The sequence below is a fragment of the Bordetella sp. BOR01 genome, from assembly GCF_019218885.1.
GTDB lineage: Bacteria > Pseudomonadota > Gammaproteobacteria > Burkholderiales > Burkholderiaceae_B > Bordetella_A.
The window spans coordinates 795465-816123 of the sequence record NZ_JAHUWT010000002.1; the positions used below are offsets into that span (position 1 = coordinate 795465).

Below are 20659 nucleotides of genomic sequence, written 5' to 3' on the forward strand. Positions count from 1 at the left end.
TCGCTCAGTTCAGGCCGGGCACGCGCTGGAAGGTATTCTCGACCAGCGGCTTGGCATCGCTTTGGGTGACATGGCACTGCATGCAGAAGTAGCGCCCCGGGCTTACGGAAGACAGCTCGCGGCCCTGTGCGTCGCGAAAATGGGTAACGGATATCTTGGGGGAATTGGTGGCCTGGGCCCTGCCCCACGAATGGCAGTCCAGGCATTTGTTGAACTTCATGGTCACCTGGTAGTTGCTGCTGGCATGCGGCACCAGCGGCGGCTGTTGCACGAAGTCGCGGGGCAGCGTGGCGCCTACGTCGATCTCCTGGCGATAGTGGGTGGTTTCCTGTTCGACGCTGCTCACCGAGTTCTGGCGCAGGCTCTTGACCGTGGTGGGGTCGTTGGCCATGACCGGCGGGATGCCGATCAGCAGGCCCGCGAGCAGGCCTAGGGCGGTCTTTTGCAAGGCGCGTTTCATGATTTACTCCTGTGGCGGAATCGGTGGCTCATTCGGAATACCTGTTGGGGGCATACATCGACGCAGCGGCCGCACGTGGTGCAGTCGGCGTCGAGGATGACGGGATGGCTTTGGCCTGCCGCCTTGAGCGCGGGGCGCAGGACCTGGGGTTCGGGGCAGACGCTGTAGCAATCCATGCAATCGTCACAGGCGTCGCGCCCGGCGGCGTTCACTCGCAGCAGCGCGGCCTTGCCCAGCAGCCCATAGAACGCGCCCACCGGGCAGACGTGGCCGCACCAGCCGCGGGGCGCCACCAGCAGGTCGTACAAGAACACGCCCAGCACCAGCGCCCAGACGGCGCCGAAGCCGAACACCAGTGCGCGGTGCAGCATGGTTACGGGGTTGACCCATTCCCAGGCGATCGTGCCGGTGGCGGCGGATGCGGCCAGCGTGCCGGCCAGCAGCCACAGGCGCAGCGCCTTGGGCGGCGTGCGCCCGGCCGGGCGGATCTTCAGCTTGCGGCGCAGCCAGGCGGCAGCGTCGGTGACGGGGTTCATGGGGCATACCCACGAGCAGTACAGGCGGCCGCCGAACAGCAGGTAGAACCCCAGCACGATGGCGGCGCCCAGCACGCCCGTGCGCAGGGGAACATGCCCGGCTGCCAGGCTTTGCAGCAATTGGTAAGGGTCGGTCAGGGGCAGCCAGTCCAGCGTCAGGCTGGATGACAGATTGCCTGTTACCGGCCACCAGGCCTGGTGCATGACGCCTTGCTGCAGCAGCCACAGGCTGGCAGGTCCCACCAGGAACAGCACCAGCAGGCCGATCTGTACCGCGCGGCGCAGCAGCAGCCATCGGTGGGCGCGCAGCCAACCCTTGCCGGCGATGGCGGCGGCGGTGGGATTGCGGCCCGCGACATTCGGCCGCTTGGGCTTGGTGGCGGGGGTATTCATGGACGGCCTGCAGCGGGGGGCGGCACATCGTCCAGGCCGCGCACGGGCAGGCGGATCTGCTCGCCGATTATCGAACCACCGGCTTTTTCGGCCTCTTCCCAGCCCTTGCGGTAATGGCCGGCAGTCGAGCCCTGCGCCAGGGCGTGCGGCAATACCTTGATGGCGGCGGCACCCGGCAGCACGCAGCTTTGTTCGCACTTGCCGCAGCCGGTGCAGTGATCGGAATGCACGGTGGGCAGCAACATGGCGTGGCGGTCCGAGCGCGGGTTGTGCTGCCGTTCCAGGGTGATGGCCTGGTCGATCAGCGGGCATACGCGGTAACACACATCGCAACGCAGGCCCTGGAAGTTCAGGCAGGTTTCCTGGTCGATGAGGACGGCCAGGCCCATGCGCGCGTCTTCGATGCGGGTCAGGCCGTGATCCAGGGCGCCGGTAGGGCAAGCCGGGACGCAGGGGATGTCTTCGCACATTTCGCAGGGCACGCTGCGTGCATCGAAATACGGCGTGCCCGACGGAACGGGCCGGCCCAGCGTGGCCAGTTTCAGGGTGTCGTAGGGACAGGCGCGCACGCACAACCCGCAGCGCACGCATGCCGCCAGGAAATCGGCTTCCGGCAGCGCGCCCGGCGGACGCAGCGCAGTGGCCGGCAGCGAACCGGCCTGCCGCGCATACAAGCCCAGGCCCAGCACCACGGCGCAGGTGCCGCCGATGGCGGCCGCCGACTGCTGCAGGAACTGGCGGCGGCCGGACGGGTTGACGGTGGCGGGGTCGGTCATGGTGTAGGTACGCTGCGCAATAAGACGACGTGGCTTCAGGCCTTCAGCACCTTGACCGCGCACTTCTTGAAGTCGGTTTCCTTCGACAGCGGGCAGGTCGCATCCAGGATCAGCTTGTTGATCAACCGCCCTTCATCGAAGAACGGCATGTACACCAGCCCCCGGGGCGGTTTGTTGCGTCCTCGCGTCTCGACGCTGGCAAGCACTTCGCCGCGGCGCGAGACGATCTTGCATTGCATGCCGCGCTGCAGTCCGCGTTCCTGGGCGTCGTCGGGGTGCATGAACAATACGGCTTCCGGCACGGCGCGGTGCAGCTCGGGCACGCGGCGCGTCATCGAGCCGGTATGCCAGTGTTCGAGTACGCGGCCCGTGCACATCCACAGGTTGTAGTCCTGGTCGGGTACCTCGGCCGGCGGCTGGTAGGGCAGGGCGAAGATGTTGGCGCGTCCGTCCTTGTTGCCGTAGAAGCGGATGCCTTCGCCTTGCTTGACGTAGGGGTCGTAGCCTTCGCGGAAGCGCCACAGGGTCTCCTTGCCGTCGACCACCGGCCAGCGCAGGCCGCGTGCGCGGTGGTACAGGTCGAAGTCAGCCAGGTCGTGGGCATGGCCACGGCCGAACTGTGCATATTCTTCGAATAACCCCTTCTGCACATAGAAGCCGAAGTGCTGCGACTCGTCGTTCATGTAGCCGTCGAAGGCATGCTGGCTGACCGCGGGAACATCCGCCAGCGGGTAGCGGTTGACCGCGCCGTTGGCGTACAGCACGTCGTAGAGCGTCTTGCCGCGGTATTCGGGTTTCTTGTCCAGCAGCTCGGCCGGCCACACTTCTTCCACCTTGAAGCGCCTGGAAAATTCCATGTATTGCCACAGGTCGGAGCGCGATTCGCCCGGCGCCTTGACCTGTTGGCGCCAGAACTGGGTGCGGCGTTCGGCATTGCCGTAGGCGCCTTCCTTTTCGACCCACATGGCGGTGGGCAGGATCAGGTCGGCCGACAGCGCCGACACCGTGGGATAGGGGTCGGACACCACCACGAAGGCTTCCGGATTGCGCCAGCCGGGATAGATCTCATCGTTGATGTTCGGTCCGGCCTGCATGTTGTTGGTGGTGGACGTCCAGTAGCACTTGAGCTTGCCGTCTTTCAGCGCGCGGCTCTGCGCCACGGCGTGCAGGCCGACCTTGGACGGGATGGTGCCGTCGGGCAATTGCCAGAGCTGTTCGGCCAGCTTGCGATGCGCGGGGTTGCCAACCACCATGTCGGCCGGCAGGCGGTGGGCGAAGGTGCCGACTTCGCGCGCGGTGCCGCAGGCCGAGGGCTGGCCGGTCAGCGAGAACGGGCCGCAACCGGGCTGCGAGATCTTGCCGGTCAGCAGGTGCACGTTGTAGATCATGTTGTTGACCCATGTGCCCCGCGTGTGCTGGTTGAACCCCATGGTCCAGAACGAGACGATTTTCTTGTCGGGGTCGGCATACAGTTCGGCCATGCGCTGCAGTTTCTCGGCGGGCACGCGCGACAGCTTGGCGGTGTATTCCAGCGTGTAGGTCGAGACGAACTGGGCGAATTCCTCGAAAGTGCTGGGCGTGGATGCGCCCGGGTCGCCCTTGGGGGTGCCGTCGGCACCGGGATAGCCGTTGGCGGTGGCGCTTTGCTCACGCGGGTCATTGGGCCGCAGGCCATAGCCGATGTTGGTGGCGCCGGTCTTGAAATTGACGTGCTGCTCGATGAATTCCTGGTTGACCCTGCCGTTCTGGATCAGGTAGTTGCACAGGTAGTTCAGGATGGCCAGGTCGGTTTGCGGCTCGAAGATCATGCCGTTGTCGGCCAGTTCGAAGCTGCGGTGCTCGAACGTGGACAGCACATGCACCTCGCTGCCGGGATGGGTCAGGCGGCGGTCGGTGATGCGGCTCCAGAGTATGGGGTGCATCTCGGCCATGTTCGAGCCCCACAGCACGAAGGCATCGGCGTGCTCGATGTCGTCATAGCAGCCCATGGGCTCGTCGATGCCGAACGTGCGCATGAAGCCCACCACGGCGCTGGCCATGCAGTGGCGCGCGTTGGGGTCCAGGTTGTTGCTGCGGAAACCCGCCTTGTACAGCTTGGCGGCCGCGTAGCCTTCCCATATGGTCCATTGGCCCGACCCGAACATGGCAATGGCGTCGGGCCCGCCAGTGGCGAGCGCCTGCTTCCATTTCTGTTCCATGGTGTCCAGGGCTTCATCCCAGCTGACCGGTGTGAACTCGCCGTTCTTGTCGTAGGCGCCGTTTTTCTTGCGCAGCATGGGTTGGGTCATGCGGTCGGCGCCGTACATGATCTTGGACAGGAAATAGCCCTTGATGCAGTTCAGCCCGCGGTTGACGGGGGCTTCGGGATCGCCCTGGGTGGCCACCACGCGCCCGTTCTGCACGCCTACCAGCACGGAACAGCCGGTACCGCAGAAGCGGCATGGCGCCTTGTCCCAGCGCACCTGCAATGGCTGGCTGCCGGCCTGGGCCAGGGCTGCCGCCGGCAGGGCCATGCCGGCAGTGGCGGCCGCGGCTGCCACTGCGTTGGTCTTGATGAATTCGCGTCGGTTCAATGACATGATGGGGCTCCCAGTGCCGGGGGTCGGTGGGGGGATGACGGTTCGTTGGCGGATGGCGCGTCGTCTTCGCCATATTCGTAGGCCAGGGTGGCCGACAGTACGTATGGAATCTTGTGTGCGGCCAGGATCGAATCGGCGGTGCTGTGATCCGGGCCGTCTTCGACCGTGATGATCAGCTTGCCGGTGGCCGCGTCCGCGGCGTGGACTTGCACCCCGGGGATATCGGCCAGTGCTTGCCGGGCAACATCCAGGTGCGGCGGCGCGATGCGCAGGACCAGGCTGACGATTCTCATGCGGCCTCCGGGACCAGGGCGGCCACCGGACAGGCCGGCAGGCAATGCCCGCAGCCGGTGCACCGCGCTGCATCGATCTGCGGCCGGGCGGGGCCCCCTGGCTGGGGGCGAAAGTGTATGGCCTGGGTGCTGCATGTTTCGCCGCAGACGCGGCATTCGATGCCGCGGTGCGTCAGGCAGGCGGTGCCGGCCTGGGCGCGCCATGGCAGGTCGTTGGCTGCATCCGGCCCGACTCGGGGCGGATGCGCCTTCAGGCCGGTCAGCAATTGGCGCCGTGTGAATCCCATGGTTGAAATCCCGTAAAACCTGTAAGGGATTATGGATATTGAGGGCACGGATCACGCTTGACTGCCGTCAAGCGGGCATGGGCGGTGGTTGACAGGAGTCAACCACATTGCTTGGGTTCCCTTCCTGCTGGCGGCAACCTTGGGGTTAGCGCCAACTTTGCCGGAGCGGGCTTTCGATGTATGCTTCACGCCGCTGTCATGCACGTCGCGGGAGAGAGCGGCCCAGGCTTATCCGGGTCGCCGCCGAAGGCGCAATTCGCCCGGAATCGCTCAGGTAACCCATACCGCGGTGCATCGGCCTTGCCGCCCTGGCTTTACGCCGGGCGCACGGCTGAACCAGCACTCTGGAGAGACCTGGCGCCATGGCGATTGCCGTGCGCAGCCCAGGCGCCGAAGGTGCAAACCCGCGCTCTTGCGGGGCAACTCTCAGGCAAAAGGACAGAGGGGCGGAAAATCCAGCCGGTTCTGGCGCTTTCCGCTTCCAGGCCGGCATATTCCGTAACCCTGGCGATGCCGCCGCACCGGAGCCTGTCCATGTCCGCCCTCCTAAAACGCACTCCGTTGGCCGAAACCCATGTCGCGGCCGGTGCCCGCATGGTCGATTTCGGCGGCTGGGACATGCCGCTGGCCTACGGTTCGCAATTGGAAGAGCACCATGCGGTGCGCCGCGATGCCGGCATGTTCGACGTATCGCACATGCTCAATGCCGATGTCCAGGGCCCGGACGCCATCGCCTTCCTGCAACGCCTGGTGGCCAATGACGTGGCCAGGCTGACCGTGCCCGGCAAGGCCCTGTACACGTGCATGCTCAATCCCCAGGGCGGGATCATCGATGACCTGATCGTCTACTACTTCGCCGCCGACCAGTGGCGCGTGGTCGTCAACGCCGGCACGGCCGACAAAGACATCGCCTGGATGCGGCGCGTGGCGGGCGCCGGCCGGTTCGACGTGGTCATCGCGCCGCGCCGCGACCTGGCCATGGTGGCCGTGCAGGGGCCCAATGCCCGTGCCAAGGTGTGGGCCGCCCGGCCCGCCTGGCAAGCCGCCACCGAGCCGCTGACGCCGTTCGTGGCGGCCCAGGTGGCCGATGACACGCTGGTGGCGCGCACCGGTTACACGGGCGAAGACGGCTTCGAGATCGTCCTGCCGGCCGACCAGGTCGTGGCCCTGTGGAATGACATGGCCGCGCAGGGCGTACGCCCCTGCGGACTGGGCGCGCGCGACACCCTGCGCCTCGAGGCCGGCATGAACCTGTACGGCCAGGACATGGATGAGCTCACCCATCCGAACCAGGCCGGCCTGACCTGGACGGTGTCGCTGAAAGACGCGGCCCGCCGTTTCGTGGGCCGCGACGCGCTGGAACAGTTCGCCGCGCCGTGCGCCTTCGTCGGCCTGAAGCTGCAAGAACGCGGCGTGATGCGTGCCCACATGGCGGTGCACACGCCCCTTGGCGACGGAGAAACCACCAGCGGCACGATGTCGCCCACGCTGGGCGTGTCGGTGGCCTTCGCCCGGGTGCCGCTGGGCGTGGAGCCCGGCCAGACGGTCGAAGTCGACATCCGCGGCAAGCGGGTGCCCGCCCTGGTATGCAAATTGCCGTTCGTGCGCCATGGCAAGGCGGTCGAACACTCGTAAACTGCCAGCATGCGCCGGCAGGGGTGCCGGCGCATGCGCGCAAAATCCATAGGAGCTTCCATGAGCCTGCCCACCGACCGCAAGTACACCGAGTCCCATGAATGGGTCAAAGCCGAGGGCGACGTGTTCGTCGTCGGCATCACCGATAACGCCCAGGAACAACTGGGCGATCTCGTCTTCGTCGGCGACGTCAACGTCGGCGCCAAGCTCAAGGCCGGCACCACCGCTGGCGTGGTCGAATCGGTCAAGGCCGCTTCCGACATCTATGCGCCCGTGTCGGGCGAGATCGTCGCCTTCAATGAAGAGCTTGAAAGCACGCCCAACCTGATCAACGAATCGGCTTTCACGGCCTGGATCTTCAAGATCAAGCCGGACAACGCGGCCGACGTCGAAAAGCTGCTGGACGCTGCTGGCTACGAAGCCATCGCCAACGGCTGACCTGGCCGATGCCGCGCGGGCAGGCCATGCCCGCGCGGCTATTTCCCCGCACCCGAGATACCTCATGTCGCGCGCCCTAGACACCCATACCGATTTCATCCCCCGTCATATCGGCCCCACCCCGGCCGACCAGGAAAAAATGCTTGCGGCCATTGGCTGCGGCAGCCTGGATGCCTTGTTGCACGAAGTCGTGCCGCCCGTGATCCGCAGCCAGGCCCCCCTGGCGCTGCCCGCCTCGCGCAGCGAACCCGATGTGCTGGCCGACCTGAAGGCCGTCGCCGGGCGCAACCGCGTCTACCGCAACTACATCGGCCAGGGGTACTACGGCACGCATACACCCAACGTGGTGTTGCGCAACGTGCTCGAGAATCCTGCCTGGTACACCGCCTACACGCCGTACCAGCCCGAGATCTCGCAGGGGCGCCTCGAGGCGCTGCTGAATTACCAGACCATGGTGGCCGACCTGACCGGGCTGGACATCTCCAACGCTTCGCTGCTGGACGAAGGCACTGCCGCGGCCGAGGCCATGACGCTGGCGCGACGCGGCTCGAAGTCGGCCAGCCGGGCGTTCTTCGTGTCGGCGCATTGCCATCCGCAAACCATCGAAGTGGTGCGTACGCGCGCCGAAGGCCTGGATATCGAGATCGTGCTGGGCGATGAGGCCCAGGGCCTGCCCGATTGCTTCGGCGTGCTGCTGCAGTATCCGCACAGCCTGGGCGCCGTGGCCGACTACCGCGCGCTGGCCGAGGCCGCGCATGCGCAGGGCGCGGTGGTGGCCTGCGCCACCGACTTGCTGGCCTTGGCAGTGCTGGTGCCGCCGGGCGAGTGGGGCGCCGACATCGCCGTCGGGTCGTCGCAGCGTTTTGGCGTGCCGTTCGGTTTCGGCGGCCCGCATGCCGGCTTCATGGCCTGCAAGGACGCCTACAAGCGCAACATGCCGGGCCGCCTGGTGGGTGTGTCGAAAGACGCGCAAGGCAATCCGGCGCTGCGCTTGGCCTTGCAGACGCGCGAACAGCACATCCGCCGCGAGAAGGCCACGTCGAACATCTGTACCGCCCAAGTGCTGCTGGCCGTGATGGCGGGGCTGTATGCCGTGTGGCATGGCCCCGAAGGCATCCGCCGCATCGCCACGCGCGTGCAGCGCTATACGGCGATCTTGCGCAGCGCCCTGGGCCAGTTGGGCATCAAGGTGGTCAACGACACCTTCTTCGATACGCTGTTGCTGGAAACCGGCGTGGCTACCCCCGCCATCGCGGTGGCCGCCGATTGCGAGCGCATCAACCTGCGCCGCGTCGATGGTGCGCGCCTGGCGGTATCGCTGGATGAAACCGTGACGCCGGCCGATCTACAGGCCCTGGTCAATGTATTTGCAGCCGGCTTGCAGAAAGATGACGTGGCGCTGGACATCGATGCGCAAGACGCGGCGACCTCCGGCGGCATTCCCGCGGCGCTGCGGCGCCAGGGCGCCATCCTGGCGCACCCGGTGTTCTCGAGCGTACAGTCCGAAACCGACATGCTGCGCTACCTGCGCAAGCTGTCCGACAAAGACCTGGCGCTGGACCGCAGCATGATCCCGCTGGGTTCGTGCACCATGAAGCTGAACGCCACGGCCGAGATGATCCCCATCACCTGGCCCGAGTTTGCGCTCATTCATCCTTATGCGCCGGCCGACCAAACCGCCGGCTACCGCGAGCTGATCCAGCGCCTGTCATCCGCCCTGTGCGAAATCACCGGCTATGACGACATCAGCCTGCAGCCCAATTCCGGCGCGCAGGGCGAATACGCCGGCCTGTTGGCCATTCGTGGCTATCACCGTGCCAACGGCCAGGCGCAGCGCAATGTCTGCCTGATTCCGGCCTCGGCGCATGGCACCAACCCGGCCTCGGCGCAACTGGCCGGCATGGACGTGGTCGTGGTGGCTTCCGATGCCAACGGCAACGTCGACCTCGCCGACCTGCGTGCCAAGCTGGACCAGGTGGGCGACCAGTTGGCCGCATTGATGATCACCTATCCGTCCACTCACGGCGTGTTCGAGGAAGCCATCACCCAGATCTGCGACCTGGTGCACCAGGCGGGCGGGCAGGTGTACCTGGATGGCGCCAACATGAACGCCATGGTGGGGGTGGCCCGGCCCGGGCAGTTCGGGTCCGATGTGTCGCACCTGAACCTGCACAAGACGTTCTGCATTCCGCATGGCGGCGGCGGCCCGGGCGTGGGGCCTGTGGCGGTGCGCTCGCACCTGGCGCCGTACCTGCCGGCCGTGCTCAATGCGCAGGGCAAGCCGAGCCTGGAGGCCGGAGTGGGGCCGGTCTCGGCCGCGCCGTTCGGTTCGGCCGGAATCTTGCCTATTTCTTATGCATACATCGCCTTGATGGGGGCCGATGGCCTGCGCCGCGCCACTGAAGTGGCCATCTTGAATGCCAACTACGTTGCCGCGCGCCTGCGCGACCATTACCCGGTACTGTATGCCGGTCGCAATGGCCGCGTTGCGCACGAGTGCATCCTGGACGTGCGTCCGCTGAAAGACAGCAGTGGAATCAGCGCGGAAGACATCGCCAAGCGGCTGATGGACTACGGGTTTCATGCCCCCACCATGAGCTTTCCCGTAGCCGGCACGCTGATGGTCGAGCCCACCGAATCCGAAGGCCTGGCCGAACTGGACCGTTTCGTGGATGCCATGATCGCCATTCGCGAAGAGATCGCGCAGATCGAACGCGGCGAACGCGACCGTGACGACAACGTACTGAAAAACGCGCCCCACACTGCGCAGATGCTGCTGGCCGAAGACTGGCTGCATGATTATCCGCGCCAGCAGGCCGCGTATCCGGTGGCCTCGTTGCGCGAAGCCAAGTACTGGCCGCCGGTGGCGCGGGTCGACAACGCTTACGGCGATCGCAACCTGGTTTGCGCCTGCCTGCCGGTCGAGGCCTACGCCTGAACGCATGGCGCGGATGCGGCATCCGCCGTGCCGCATCCGCGCCTGTTGGCCGTCAGCCGGGTTGCGCGCTGAGCGCGCGGGCCCGTGCAATGCCCTGGGCCACGGTGTCGCGAGTGGGGTCGTCTTGTGGCAGGGCGGCCGCCAGGCGTTCCCAGTAAGCCACGGCTTCGGCGTAGCGGCCGCTTTCGAAGGCCGCCATGCCGGCCAGCGTCAGGCTGGTCATTTCTTTGGGATCGCCCGCCAGGGCTTCGTCGGTCAGGGCTTGCAACTGCGGCGTCCATTGCTGGTTGCCGGCAAAATACAGGGCCTGGATCCAATGCCCCAGCAGTTCGGGCGGGCGGCCCGCCAGCGTGGCGGCGCGTTCGAAGGCCTGCGCCGCATCGGCCGCGCGGCCCTGGGCCAGGTAGGTACGGCCCAGGAAAAACCAGGCCTCGGACGAATCGGGTGCCGCAGCCAGGGCAGCTTCCAGGCGTGCCGTCATTTGTTCGATGGTTTGGTCTGTATGGCCGGCATAGTTGCGTGCCTGCACGACTTGGCCAAGTGCTCCCCAATGCAGGTATACGGCGGTGCCTGCCAGTGGCACCAACAGTGCCGCAGCCAAGGCGATGGCTGTGCCGGGCTTGCCGCGCGTGGGGTCACCGCGACTGCCATCGGTGTCGGCCAACAGCGTGCGTGCCGCCTCGGCGCGCGCGGCCTCGAGTTGTGCAGGGGTAAGCGTGCCCCGCTCGTGCTGCGTCCGCAAGTCGTCAAGGCGTTCGTGATACAGCGTCACATTCAGGGCGGTGCGGTCGGCGTCAATGGCCGGATCGCGGGCGCGCAGCAGCGGCACCAGCACGAACGCCAGGGCCGCGGCCAGCAGCAGGGCGGCGGGTAACCAGAATTCGATCATGGTGTGTCCTTGCCGGAGCCCACGGCATGCAGCAGTTCGGCCAGGCGCAGCCGTTCGGCGTCGGACAGTACGCCCGTGGCCAACCGTGCGCGCCGCCCGCGCATGACGATACTGGCCAGGACGGCCGCGCCGGCCAAGAGCAATGCCGCCGGGCCCAGCCAAAGCAACATTGTGCGGGCGTCGAGCGGCGGCTTGTACAGCACGAAGTCGCCATAGCGAGCCACCATGAACCCTATGATTTGTTCGTTGGTCTGGCCTTCACCCAACATGCGGTGGATCTCGCCTCGTAAGTCGTTGGCAATCGGGGAATTCGAATCGGCAATATTCTGGTTCTGGCACTTGGGGCAACGCAGTACCTCGGCCAGGTGACGATAGCGCGCGCGCTGCGCTTCGTTGTCGAATTCGTACGTATCGATGGCCGACCAGGCCGTGCCCAGCAGCGCGCAGCCGAGCATGACGAGGGCCAGAAAATGCTTCATTGCGCGGCCTCTTCGACCAGCTTGCGGTAAACCGGCGCCAGTTTTTCACGCCATACGGTTTCGTCTATCACGCCCACGAATTTCTCGCGGATGACGCCGCGGGCATCGATGAAGAAGGTCTCGGGAGCGCCATACACGCCCAGGTCCAGCCCCAGGCTGCCGGCAGCGTCTTCGATATTCAGGCGGTACGGGTTGTGCAAGGTGCGCAGCCAGTGTTGGGCCGCAAGTCGCTCGTCCTTGTAATTGACGCCGTAGATCACCACACCTTCGTGTGCCAATTGGTTCAGCACGGGATGTTCCTGGCGGCAGGACGGGCACCAGGTCGCCCATACGTTGACCAGTGCCGGCTTGCCCAGGATATCCGCGCGTGTCAGTGTGCGCGCGGTGTCGTTCAGCGAAGGCAGCGAGAAATCGGGAAACTCGCGCCCTACCAGCGCCGAGGGCAAGCGCGCGGGGTCGAGGAACAGGCCGCGATAGAGCAGGGCGGCGATGCCCAGGAATAGAATCAGCGGCAGTACTCGCAGCAGGCGTTTCATGCTCGTACCTGGGTCGGGTCGGCCGCCTGCGGAGCACGGGCGACGGTGCGGGCGCGATAACGACGGTCGGCGGCCGCCACCATGCCGCCCAGGGCCATCAGCAATGCTCCGATCCAGATCCAGCGCACGAAGGGCTTGATGTGCACGCGCACGGCCCAGGCGCCATCTGCCAGGGGCTCGCCCAGCGCGACGAACAAGTCGCGTGTCAGGCCGGCGCTGATCGCGGCCTCGGTCATGGTGGCCTGCTGCACGTGGTACACGCGCTTTTCAGGATGCAGCAGGCCGACCTGGCGGCCCTCGCGCAGCACCCGCACCGTGCCGCGTTCGGCGACGAAATTCGGCCCGTCGTGCGGGGCCGTACCGTCGAAGACGAACTGGTAGCCGCCCAATTCGACCGCGTCACCCGGGGCCATGCGCAGGTCTCGTTCCAGGCTGCCTACGCTGTTGAGCACCACGCCCAATGCGCACGCGGCGAAGCCCAGGTGCGCCAACTGCATGCCCCAGTAGCTGCGCCCCAACGCCGGCAAGCCTGTTATCAGGCCTTTGTGGCGGGTCTTGTCGAAGATGTCGCGCAGGCCGCCCAGCACGATCCATGTAGCCAGCAGGCAGACCACCGCTACCGCCAGGGGCGCCGAGTCCGCCAGGGCGGCCGCGCCCAGCGCCAGCGCCAGGCTGGCCGCCAGCACGGGGCCCAGCATTGCGGCCAGCCACCGAACTGGGGTGTCTTTCCAGCGCGCGGCCACGCCTACCGCGGTCGCCGCCATCAGCAGTGCCATCAGGGGGATGAACAAGGCATTGAAGTAAGGCGGGCCCACCGACAGCTTGGCGCCGGACAAGGCATCGAGCACCAGCGGATACAGCGTGCCAAGCAGGATCATGGCCGCGGCCACGGACAGCAGCAGGTTGTTGACCAGCAGCAGGGTCTCGCGCGACCACGTGCCAAACCCGACCGGATTGGCCACGGCGGGCGCGCGTAGCGCGAACAGGCCCAGCGATCCACCCACCACCAGCAGCAGGAAGCCCAGGATGAATACGCCACGCGCCGGATCGGTGGCGAAGGCGTGCACCGATGTCAGCACTCCCGAGCGCACCAGGAACGTACCCAGCAGGCTGAGCGAGAAAGTGGCGATGGCCAGCAGCACGGTCCAGCTTTTGAAGACGCCGCGCTTCTCGGTGGCAGCCAGCGAATGGATCAGGGCCGTGCCTGTCAGCCAGGGCATGAACGACGCATTCTCGACCGGATCCCAGAACCACCAACTGCCCCAGCCCAGCTCGTAATACGCCCACCACGATCCCAGGGCGATGCCCAGGCCCAGGAAGGCCCAGGCCAGGACGGTCCAGGGACGCGACCAGCGTGCCCATGCGGCATCGAGCTTGCCCTCGAGCAGCGCCGCGATGGCGAAGGCAAAGGCCACCGAAAAACCGACATAACCCATGTACAGCATGGGTGGATGGACGATCAGGCCGAAGTCTTGCAGCAGCGGGTTCAGGTCGTTGCCGTCGACGGGCACGTTGGGCAGCAGGCGTTCAAAGGGGTTGGAGGTGGCGATCAGAAACAGCAGGAAACCGACGCTGATCATGCCCATCACCGCCAGCACGCGGGCCAGCATGGTGCGGGGCAACTGTCGCGAGCCCAGGCAAACGGCGCAGGTCCAACCGGCCAGCATCAGGGCCCACAGCAGCAGCGACCCTTCGTGGGCCCCCCATATGGCGCTGAACTTGTAGTACCACGGCAGGGCGCTATTGGCGTTGCGCGCGACGTAGGCGACCGAGAAATCGTTGGTCAGGAAGGCATGGGCCAGGCAGGCGAAGGCCAGTGACAGGAATGTAAACTGGCCCCAGGCGGCGGGCGCGGCCAGCGCCATCCAGCGGTGGTTGCCGCGCCACGCGCCGGCCAATGGCAGGCTGCCTTGCACGATGGCCAGGCACAGCGCCAGTCCCATCGATAGCAGCCCAAGTTCGGGGATCATGGCCGGGCCTCCGCGTCGTGCTTGCCGTGCGACGCGACGCCGCTGTGTTCCAGCGCATGGGCCGCTTCGGGCGGCATGTAGTTCTGGTCATGCTTGGCCAGCACTTCGTCGGCCTGCAGCATGCCCTGGGTATCGAGCTTGCCCAGGGCGACGATGCCTTGCCCTTCGCGAAACAGGTCGGGCAGGATGCCCTGGTAATGCACCAACACGTGGTGCGCGCCATCGGTGATGCCGAACTGTACCGCCAGGCTGTCTGCCGAGCGCCGCAGCGACCCTTCTTGCACCAGCCCGCCAGCGCGTATGCGCGTATGCGGGGGCGCTTCGCCGGCCGCGATCTGGCTGGGCGAGTAGAACAGGTTGATATTTTGCTGCAAGGCAGCCAGTGCCAGCGCGACAGCGGCGCTTACCCCGCAGATCAGGGCCGCCAGCACGGCCAGCCGTTTCTTGCGTTGCGGAGTCATCGGGAATCCTCGCGACGCAGGCGGCGTGCCAGGGATTTCAGGTAGCGGCGCCGTGCCAGCATGGGCAGCAGGGCGTTCCATGCCAGCAGCGCCAGGCATAGGCCATATGCGCTCCAGACATAGACGCCATGGTTGCCCATGGCCAGGAAGTCGTCCAGCGAAGAAAATGGGTTCATGTCGGGCCCTTGATCAGGCGGGCGATCTCGTTGCTGGCCCAGCGGGTATCTGCTTCGCGCTTGAGCACTTCAAGCCGCATGCGTGCCAGCAGCACTGCGCCGAAGAAGCAATAGAAGCCCAGTACCGCCAGCAATAGTGGCAGCCACATTTGCGGCGGCATGGCGGGTTTCTGGGACAGCGAGAAAGTAGCGGACTGGTGCAGGGTGTTCCACCAGATGACCGAGTACTTGATGATGGGAATGTTCACCACGCCCACGACGGCCAGCAGCGCGCAGGCCCGGGCCGCGCTCTGCCGATGGGTGATGGCCTGGCCCAGCGCGATGATGCCGAAGTAGAGAAACAACAGGATCAGCATCGAGGTCAGGCGCGCGTCCCAGACCCAGTAGGCACCCCACGTGGGTTTGCCCCACAAAGCGCCGGTGACCAGCGCGATGACGGTCATCCAGGCACCGATAGGGGCGGCTTGCCGCAGGGCCACGTCGGCCAGCTTCACTTTCCAGATCAGCCCCGCCGCCCCCGCCGCGGCCAGCATCACGTAGATGGACTGCGCCAGCATGGCGGCCGGGACATGGATGTAGATGATGCGGAAGCTGTCGCCCTGCTGGTAGTCGGACGGCGCAAAGGCCAGGCCCCAGGCCAGGCCTGCCGCGATGAGCAGGATGCTGGCGCCGGTCAGCCATGGCAGCAGGCGGCCGCTCATGCTGTAGAACCACTTGGGCGAACCCCATCGGTGTAGCCAGGTCCAGTTCATGCCAGTTGCTTGTCAGAGGTCGTCATCGGGCGGACATGATGCGGGTTTCATTCGCCGATGCTGATGGACAGGCCCGCTGCAATGGCAAAGGGGGCCAGCGTAAGTGCCATCGTGGCGAGGCAACCCAGCCACAACAGGTGGCCGGCGGCGGGCAAGCCTTGCAGGGCGGCTTGCACGGCGCCGCTGCCCAGGATGAGCACCGGGATATACAAGGGCAGGATCAGCAAGGCCAGCAGCAGCCCGCCGCGACGCAGGCCGACGGTAAGCGCCGCGCCTACCGCGCCCAGCAGGCTCAGCACCGGGGTGCCCAGCAGCAGCGACAGCATCAGCACCGCCAGGCTGGCCGCCGGCAAGCCCAGCATCAGCGCCAATAGCGGTGCCAGCGCTACCAATGCCAGGCCGCTGCACAGCCAATGTGCCAACACCTTGGCCAGCACCAGTACAGGAAGGGGATGGGCGGAAAGCAGCCATTGTTCCAGTGAGCCGTCTTCCAGGTCGCTGCGGAACAGGCCATCCAGCGACAGCAGTACCGCCAGCAGTGCCGCCACCCAAAGAACGCCGGGCGCCATGCGTTGCAGCAACTGGCTTTGTGGGCCGACCGCCAAGGGAAACAGGGCGATGACGAGAGAAAAGAAAACCAGGGGATTGGCAAGTTCCGCAGGACGGCGGCATAGCAGATTCAGCTCACGAATGAATAAGAGGATAAAGATCTTGGTCATGCGGCGTACTGTCCCAGATCAAGTTCGTGATACGTGGGTGCCCGGTGTTCCAGCTGGTGGTGGCTGGTCAGAACGACGATGCCGCCGCGGCTGCAATGGCCGGCCAGATGTAGTTCGAGTTGGGCAATGCCTTGCTTGTCCAGCGCGGTGAAGGGCTCGTCCAGGATCCATAGCCGAGCGGCGCTTGGCAGGTATAGGCGGGCCAGCGCGACACGCCGTTGCTGGCCGGCCGACAAGCTATTGCAGGGCACCGCTTCAAAGCCGCGCAGCCCGGCTGATTCCAGGGCCTGCCAGATGGCCGCGCGCGATGCCGGTATGTGCAGGGCGCCCAGCCATGACAGGTTTTCCTGGGCGGTCAGCAGGCCCTTGATGCCGGCGGCATGGCCGATCCAGAGCAGGTGGCGGGCCGGCCGGCCCTCGTGCCAGGTGGGCGGCGCCTCGTGCCACTGGATGCTGCCAGCCACCGGCTGCATCAAGCCGGCCAGCAGGCGCAGCAGGCTGGTCTTGCCGCTACCGTTCGGGCCGCTGACCTGCAGCATGTCGCCAGGTCGCAGTTGCAGGTTCAGGCGCCTGAAAAGCCGACGCTGGCCGCGTTCACATTCCAGGTCTACGGCCTTGAGTACGGCGGGAATCGCGTGGTGCGTGTCGAGCAAGGCAGCGGGTTGGTCGTGCATGATGGGACGCCTAGTGGGATGTGCCCTCGGCGTACTCGATCTTGTTACCCACGTTGTACTTGCCGGATGGCTTGTTCATCGGAATTCGCTTGATTTCCTGCAAGGTACGGCTGTCGTACACCAGCAATGCGCCGTCGGTGTCCCAGACGCTGAGCAGCAGGTGGCGCCCATCGTGGGTGAACTCGACATGGGCGGCGTTCTTGCCGGGCATGGGGCGCAGCGTACGGGCGATTTCCAGCGTCTGCTTGTCGATCACGTGTACGGCGTCGTTGTTGGGGCCGAAAAAGACGTCGGTCCAGGCATAGGGCGAGTTGCGGTGGCTGCGCATGAAAAAACCCGGCCCTTCGGTGGGAATTTCCTTGACCAGTTTCCAGGTTCGCATGTCCAGTACCGATATCAGGCCCTTGCTGATGTTGGGCGTGGCAAATATCCAGTCATCGCCGCGCTGCCAGTAGATGCCCGAACCCAGGTGCGGCATGCCGGGCAAGGGGATGTCGTTGACCGCCATGCCGCTATCCAGGTCGATGACCTGGCCGCCGTGCGCCTTGCGCGAGGTGGCCAGCAGATAGCGGTAGTCGGGCGTGAATGAGAAGTCGTCGAGGAAGTCGTGGGTGGGAATCTGGCGGGGGATGAAGTCAGGTTGGCCGGCGTAGGAGAGTTCCCAGACTTCCTGCACGTCTTTCAATGCCACCACGAAACTCTGGCGCGGCGGTGCCGTGTATACGGCGCTGACGCGCGAGACGATGCCGTTGGCCAGCGGCGTGTCGATATGGCCCACCAGCGACAGGTCGCGGGCGTCGAGCAGCACCAAGCCGCCCGGCAAGTAGTTGCCGACCAGCACCCAGCGTCCATCGCTGCTGACGGCCAGGTTGCGGGTGTTCAACCCGGTGCGGATTTCCGCCACCATGGTCAGGTTGTGCAGGTCGTAGAGACTTACCCAGCCATCTCGCGATGCGAAGTAGACGAAGCGGCCGTCGGGCGAGAATTTTGGCCCGCCATGCAGCGCGAAATGGGATGGGAAGCGTGCCAACGGTTCGAAGTGGTCGCCGTCCAGGATGACGACATGGTGGTTGCCGGCCTCGACCACGACAAACAGGTTGAGCGGATCGGCGCCGTGTTGGGGCGTGATCGGCAGCGTCTTCAGGTCGGCAAGCTGCCGATGGCTGGCGCGGATATCGTCCTCGTTCCAGGTGGGCGGACGGGCAGGGGGTTGGTACAGGTAGTCGACCAACGCCTCGATCTGGCCGGCATCGAGAGCCTGGGCAAAGCCCGCCATCTGGCTGGCTGGCCGGCCGCTTTGCACCGTTTGCAGCGCTTCGGCGCGCTTGATGCGCGCCAGGCTTTCGGGCAGCAGCGCAGGCCCTGTGCCGCCCAGGCGTTCTGCGCCATGGCAGCTTTGACAATGTTGTTGATAGAGCTGCGCTGCCGGGTCCGCGACTACCACGCCAGCCGCCAGCCAGGCAGCTATCGCAAGCAGACTTGCGCTCAGCCGCATAGCTGCTCCTGGGGCGCGGGCACCGGCCGGATGTTTGCTCGCAACCTTGCCGGATGCTCGACGTCGCGATCGGCCAGCAGGCCGACGACTTGGCCGATGACAGTAAGGGTGGGCGTACCCAGCCGCTGATTGCGTGCCATGTCGCCCAGGGTGCGCAGCGTGCCGCGCACGATGCGCTGGTCATGCCGCGTGCCGTTGCCCACCAGCATCGCCGGTGTGTCGGCGGGCCGGCCCGCGGCAATGAGCCGCTGCGAGATCTCTTCGAGACTGGCCAGCCCCATGTAGAACACCAGTGTGCAGCCTGGGTCGGTCATGGTGTGCCAGGGCAGGGCGAGTGTGCCGTTGTGTTGCACGTGGCCGGTGATGAATTGGCAGGAATGCGCCAGGCCCCGGTGCGTGAGGGGAATGCCGGCGTAGGCGGTACAGCCCGAGGCCGCGGTGATGCCAGGTACCAGTTGGCAGTCGACGCCGTGCGTCAGCAGGAAGTCGAGTTCTTCGCCGCCACGGCCGAAAATGAACGGATCGCCACCTTTCAGGCGTACCACCCGCATGCCATGGCGGGCCAGGCGCAGCAGCAATTCGTTGATTTCGTCTTGCGGCAGGCTATGGCGCCCACTGGCCTTGCCTACGTAGTAGTGCCGACAGGTTGCCGGAAACAGGTCGAGCAGGGACTGGCTGACCAGGCGATCGTAGACCAGCGCGTCGGCTTGCAGCAGCAGGCTCCAGGCGGCCAGGGTCAGCAGTCCGGGGTCGCCCGGGCCGGCGCCGACCAGGGCGACTTCGCCAGGCCGGAACAGGCGCTGCAGCGTGGCGGGGAGTGTGATCGGACTGTGCATGGAGCAATCGGGAAGGTTCATGTTGGCGAGCTACGGGTGATGCGGCCTCAGGCCGGCTGTCCGGCCGGGATGGATGCGGGCAACTGCCCGGTTTCGGTATCGGTGAGGTAGCAGCCGGGGTCTTCGCCCCAGAGGTCGCCGGCCGCCCAGGCGCGCGTGCGGGTATTGCCGTTGCAGATGGGCAGCCATTGACAGGTGGCGCAGCGTCCGCCCACGGGGCGCGGATGCTGGCGCAGTTGTTGCAGCAAGGGCTGCGGGCGGTCGATCCAGATGTCGCGGAAGGCCTGTTGCCGCACGTTGCCGACCTGGTGTTGCCACCAATAGGTGTCGGGGTGGACGTCGCCGGTGTTGTCGATATTGGCGATGCCGTTGCCCGAGGCGTTCCCGCCCCATGCCCGCAAAGCGTTTTCGAGGCGCCGGACATGCTGGGGCATGCGTTGGCGTACCCATTGCAGCAGCAGGATTGCATCGGCGTCGTTATTGCCGGTGACGAAGTCGGTGTTCAGGCCGGCACCGATGTCGGCCCAGGCACGCTCGAACAGCAGGTGAACCGCATCGCGCGTCATCTGGTGGTGGGCGTCGAATTTGCTGCTGCGCTTGCCGCGACCACTGTAGTTCAGGTGCGACAGATAGAACTTCTGCACGCCATGATCGTGCATCAGGCTCAGGATGGCCGGCAATTGTTCGGTATTGTGCTGCGTCAGGGTGGTGCGCAGGCCGACGCGGATGCCATGGCGGCGGCACAGGTCTATGGCGTGCATGGCTGCCGCGAAGCTGCCGGGCATCTGGCGCCACGCGTCGTGGACGTCTTGCAGGCCGTCGATGCTGATGCCGACGTAGTCGAATTGTGCCGCGGCGACGCGCTCGATATTGCGTTCGTCGATCAGGGTGCCGTTGCTGGACAGGGCCACGAAAAAGCCCTGTTCGCGCGCATAGCCGGCCAACTGGAACAGGTCGGGGCGCAGCAGCGGCTCGCCGCCGGACAGGATCAGCACCCGCACACCGGCCGCATGCAGGTCGTCGATGACGCGCAGCGCTTCAGTGGTACTGAGCTCGTTGCGAAACGGACTGTCGGCCGAAGTAGCGTAGCAATGCCTACAGGTCAGGTTGCAGCGCCTGAGCAGATTCCATATGACGACGGGAGGGCGGCGACCGGGCATGCCAGGGGTGCCAGGCACCGGCGCGGCATCCGGCTGGACGAGGGCGCGCAGGTAGTGGCTGATTCTCAACATGGGAATTCTCTAGGCGCGGCGGGCCGATGATTTCGGCCCGGCTGGGGCATGCCGCCAGCATCGCTGAGGCACGCATCGCGCGCCTTGACCGTGAACAAGATTCGG

General features: G+C 66.0%; 21 protein-coding genes and 2 riboswitches. Of the genes, 3 read left to right on the top strand and 18 right to left on the bottom strand.

The genetic code is table 11. The annotated features are described in order from the left end of the window. Positions 1 to 4 precede the first annotated feature (4 nt). The 6 genes from KW845_RS11515 to KW845_RS11540 are packed head-to-tail and all read right to left on the bottom strand — an operon-like array spanning position 5 to position 5324. On the bottom strand, positions 5 to 460 hold the full coding sequence (locus KW845_RS11515) for a nitrate reductase cytochrome c-type subunit (RefSeq protein ID WP_218369350.1): 456 nt from the start codon (positions 458 to 460) through the stop codon (positions 5 to 7). Next, positions 457 to 1389 (bottom strand): quinol dehydrogenase ferredoxin subunit NapH, encoded by a 933-nt coding sequence (napH, locus tag KW845_RS11520; RefSeq protein WP_218369351.1) that lies wholly within the window; start codon positions 1387 to 1389, stop codon positions 457 to 459. Before napH ends, KW845_RS11515 begins: the two co-directional genes overlap by 4 nt. Then, positions 1386 to 2165: a ferredoxin-type protein NapG gene (napG, locus tag KW845_RS11525; RefSeq protein ID WP_218369352.1), complete on the bottom strand. Its 780-nt coding sequence runs from the start codon at positions 2163 to 2165 to the stop codon at positions 1386 to 1388. The genes napH and napG overlap by 4 nt, the downstream gene beginning before the upstream one ends. A gap of 35 nt (positions 2166 to 2200) precedes the next feature. Then, positions 2201 to 4744, bottom strand: coding sequence for a nitrate reductase catalytic subunit NapA (napA, locus tag KW845_RS11530; protein ID WP_218369353.1), 2544 nt, complete (start codon positions 4742 to 4744; stop codon positions 2201 to 2203). Further along, on the bottom strand, positions 4735 to 5037 hold the full coding sequence (locus tag KW845_RS11535) for a chaperone NapD (protein WP_218369354.1): 303 nt from the start codon (positions 5035 to 5037) through the stop codon (positions 4735 to 4737). The genes napA and KW845_RS11535 overlap by 10 nt, the downstream gene beginning before the upstream one ends. Then, on the bottom strand, positions 5034 to 5324 hold the full coding sequence (locus KW845_RS11540; protein WP_218369355.1) for a 4Fe-4S dicluster domain-containing protein: 291 nt from the start codon (positions 5322 to 5324) through the stop codon (positions 5034 to 5036). The genes KW845_RS11535 and KW845_RS11540 overlap by 4 nt, the downstream gene beginning before the upstream one ends. Positions 5325 to 5522: 198 nt before the next feature. Then, a riboswitch (glycine riboswitch) is annotated at positions 5523 to 5621 on the top strand. Between the two features lie 37 nt (positions 5622 to 5658). Beyond that, positions 5659 to 5776, top strand: a riboswitch (glycine riboswitch). Between the two features lie 82 nt (positions 5777 to 5858). Here KW845_RS11540 and gcvT point away from each other — a divergent pair. The 3 genes from gcvT to gcvP all read left to right on the top strand — a co-directional run bounded on the left by gcvT (position 5859) and on the right by gcvP (position 10335). Continuing rightward, positions 5859 to 6959 (top strand): glycine cleavage system aminomethyltransferase GcvT, encoded by a 1101-nt coding sequence (gene gcvT / locus KW845_RS11545; RefSeq protein ID WP_218369356.1) that lies wholly within the window; start codon positions 5859 to 5861, stop codon positions 6957 to 6959. A 60-nt stretch (positions 6960 to 7019) separates the two neighbouring features. Further along, positions 7020 to 7397 (top strand): glycine cleavage system protein GcvH, encoded by a 378-nt coding sequence (gene gcvH / locus KW845_RS11550; protein ID WP_218369357.1) that lies wholly within the window; start codon positions 7020 to 7022, stop codon positions 7395 to 7397. 64 nt (positions 7398 to 7461) lie between these two features. Then, positions 7462 to 10335 carry an aminomethyl-transferring glycine dehydrogenase gene (gene gcvP, locus KW845_RS11555; RefSeq protein WP_218369358.1) on the top strand — a complete coding sequence of 958 codons (2874 nt, stop codon included), beginning with the start codon at positions 7462 to 7464 and terminating at the stop codon, positions 10333 to 10335. 52 nt (positions 10336 to 10387) lie between these two features. Here gcvP and ccmI read toward each other — a convergent pair whose 3' ends face one another. The 12 genes from ccmI to nirJ are packed head-to-tail and all read right to left on the bottom strand — an operon-like array spanning position 10388 to position 20554. Next, entirely contained in the window at positions 10388 to 11224 is an 837-nt protein-coding gene (gene ccmI, locus KW845_RS11560) for a c-type cytochrome biogenesis protein CcmI (protein WP_218369359.1), read from the bottom strand. Then, a complete protein-coding gene (locus tag KW845_RS11565; RefSeq protein ID WP_218369360.1) occupies positions 11221 to 11703 on the bottom strand; it encodes a cytochrome c-type biogenesis protein in 483 nt (160 codons plus the stop codon). Before KW845_RS11565 ends, ccmI begins: the two co-directional genes overlap by 4 nt. Continuing rightward, the gene (locus KW845_RS11570; protein ID WP_218369361.1) at positions 11700 to 12239 is read right to left on the bottom strand and encodes a DsbE family thiol:disulfide interchange protein; all 540 of its coding nucleotides are present in this window, start codon (positions 12237 to 12239) and stop codon (positions 11700 to 11702) included. The genes KW845_RS11565 and KW845_RS11570 overlap by 4 nt, the downstream gene beginning before the upstream one ends. Then, the gene (locus tag KW845_RS11575) at positions 12236 to 14209 is read right to left on the bottom strand and encodes a heme lyase CcmF/NrfE family subunit (RefSeq protein ID WP_218369362.1); all 1974 of its coding nucleotides are present in this window, start codon (positions 14207 to 14209) and stop codon (positions 12236 to 12238) included. Before KW845_RS11575 ends, KW845_RS11570 begins: the two co-directional genes overlap by 4 nt. Next, positions 14206 to 14670: a cytochrome c maturation protein CcmE gene (gene ccmE, locus KW845_RS11580; protein WP_218369363.1), complete on the bottom strand. Its 465-nt coding sequence runs from the start codon at positions 14668 to 14670 to the stop codon at positions 14206 to 14208. Before ccmE ends, KW845_RS11575 begins: the two co-directional genes overlap by 4 nt. Then, positions 14667 to 14846: a heme exporter protein CcmD gene (ccmD, locus tag KW845_RS11585; RefSeq protein WP_218369364.1), complete on the bottom strand. Its 180-nt coding sequence runs from the start codon at positions 14844 to 14846 to the stop codon at positions 14667 to 14669. The genes ccmE and ccmD overlap by 4 nt, the downstream gene beginning before the upstream one ends. Further along, entirely contained in the window at positions 14843 to 15598 is a 756-nt protein-coding gene (locus KW845_RS11590) for a heme ABC transporter permease (RefSeq protein WP_218369365.1), read from the bottom strand. Before KW845_RS11590 ends, ccmD begins: the two co-directional genes overlap by 4 nt. A 47-nt stretch (positions 15599 to 15645) precedes the next feature. Beyond that, a complete protein-coding gene (ccmB, locus tag KW845_RS11595) occupies positions 15646 to 16317 on the bottom strand; it encodes a heme exporter protein CcmB (RefSeq protein ID WP_218369366.1) in 672 nt (223 codons plus the stop codon). Then, positions 16314 to 16991: a cytochrome c biogenesis heme-transporting ATPase CcmA gene (gene ccmA / locus KW845_RS11600; protein WP_218369367.1), complete on the bottom strand. Its 678-nt coding sequence runs from the start codon at positions 16989 to 16991 to the stop codon at positions 16314 to 16316. The genes ccmB and ccmA overlap by 4 nt, the downstream gene beginning before the upstream one ends. A 10-nt stretch (positions 16992 to 17001) precedes the next feature. Beyond that, complete coding sequence (locus tag KW845_RS11605) at positions 17002 to 18486, bottom strand: cytochrome D1 domain-containing protein (protein ID WP_218369368.1); 1485 nt, start codon at positions 18484 to 18486, stop codon at positions 17002 to 17004. After that, a complete protein-coding gene (cobA, locus tag KW845_RS11610) occupies positions 18477 to 19322 on the bottom strand; it encodes a uroporphyrinogen-III C-methyltransferase (RefSeq protein WP_255592558.1) in 846 nt (281 codons plus the stop codon). Before cobA ends, KW845_RS11605 begins: the two co-directional genes overlap by 10 nt. 47 nt (positions 19323 to 19369) lie before the next feature. After that, positions 19370 to 20554 (bottom strand): heme d1 biosynthesis radical SAM protein NirJ, encoded by a 1185-nt coding sequence (nirJ, locus tag KW845_RS11615; RefSeq protein WP_218369370.1) that lies wholly within the window; start codon positions 20552 to 20554, stop codon positions 19370 to 19372. Between the last annotated feature and the right edge of the window lie 105 nt (positions 20555 to 20659).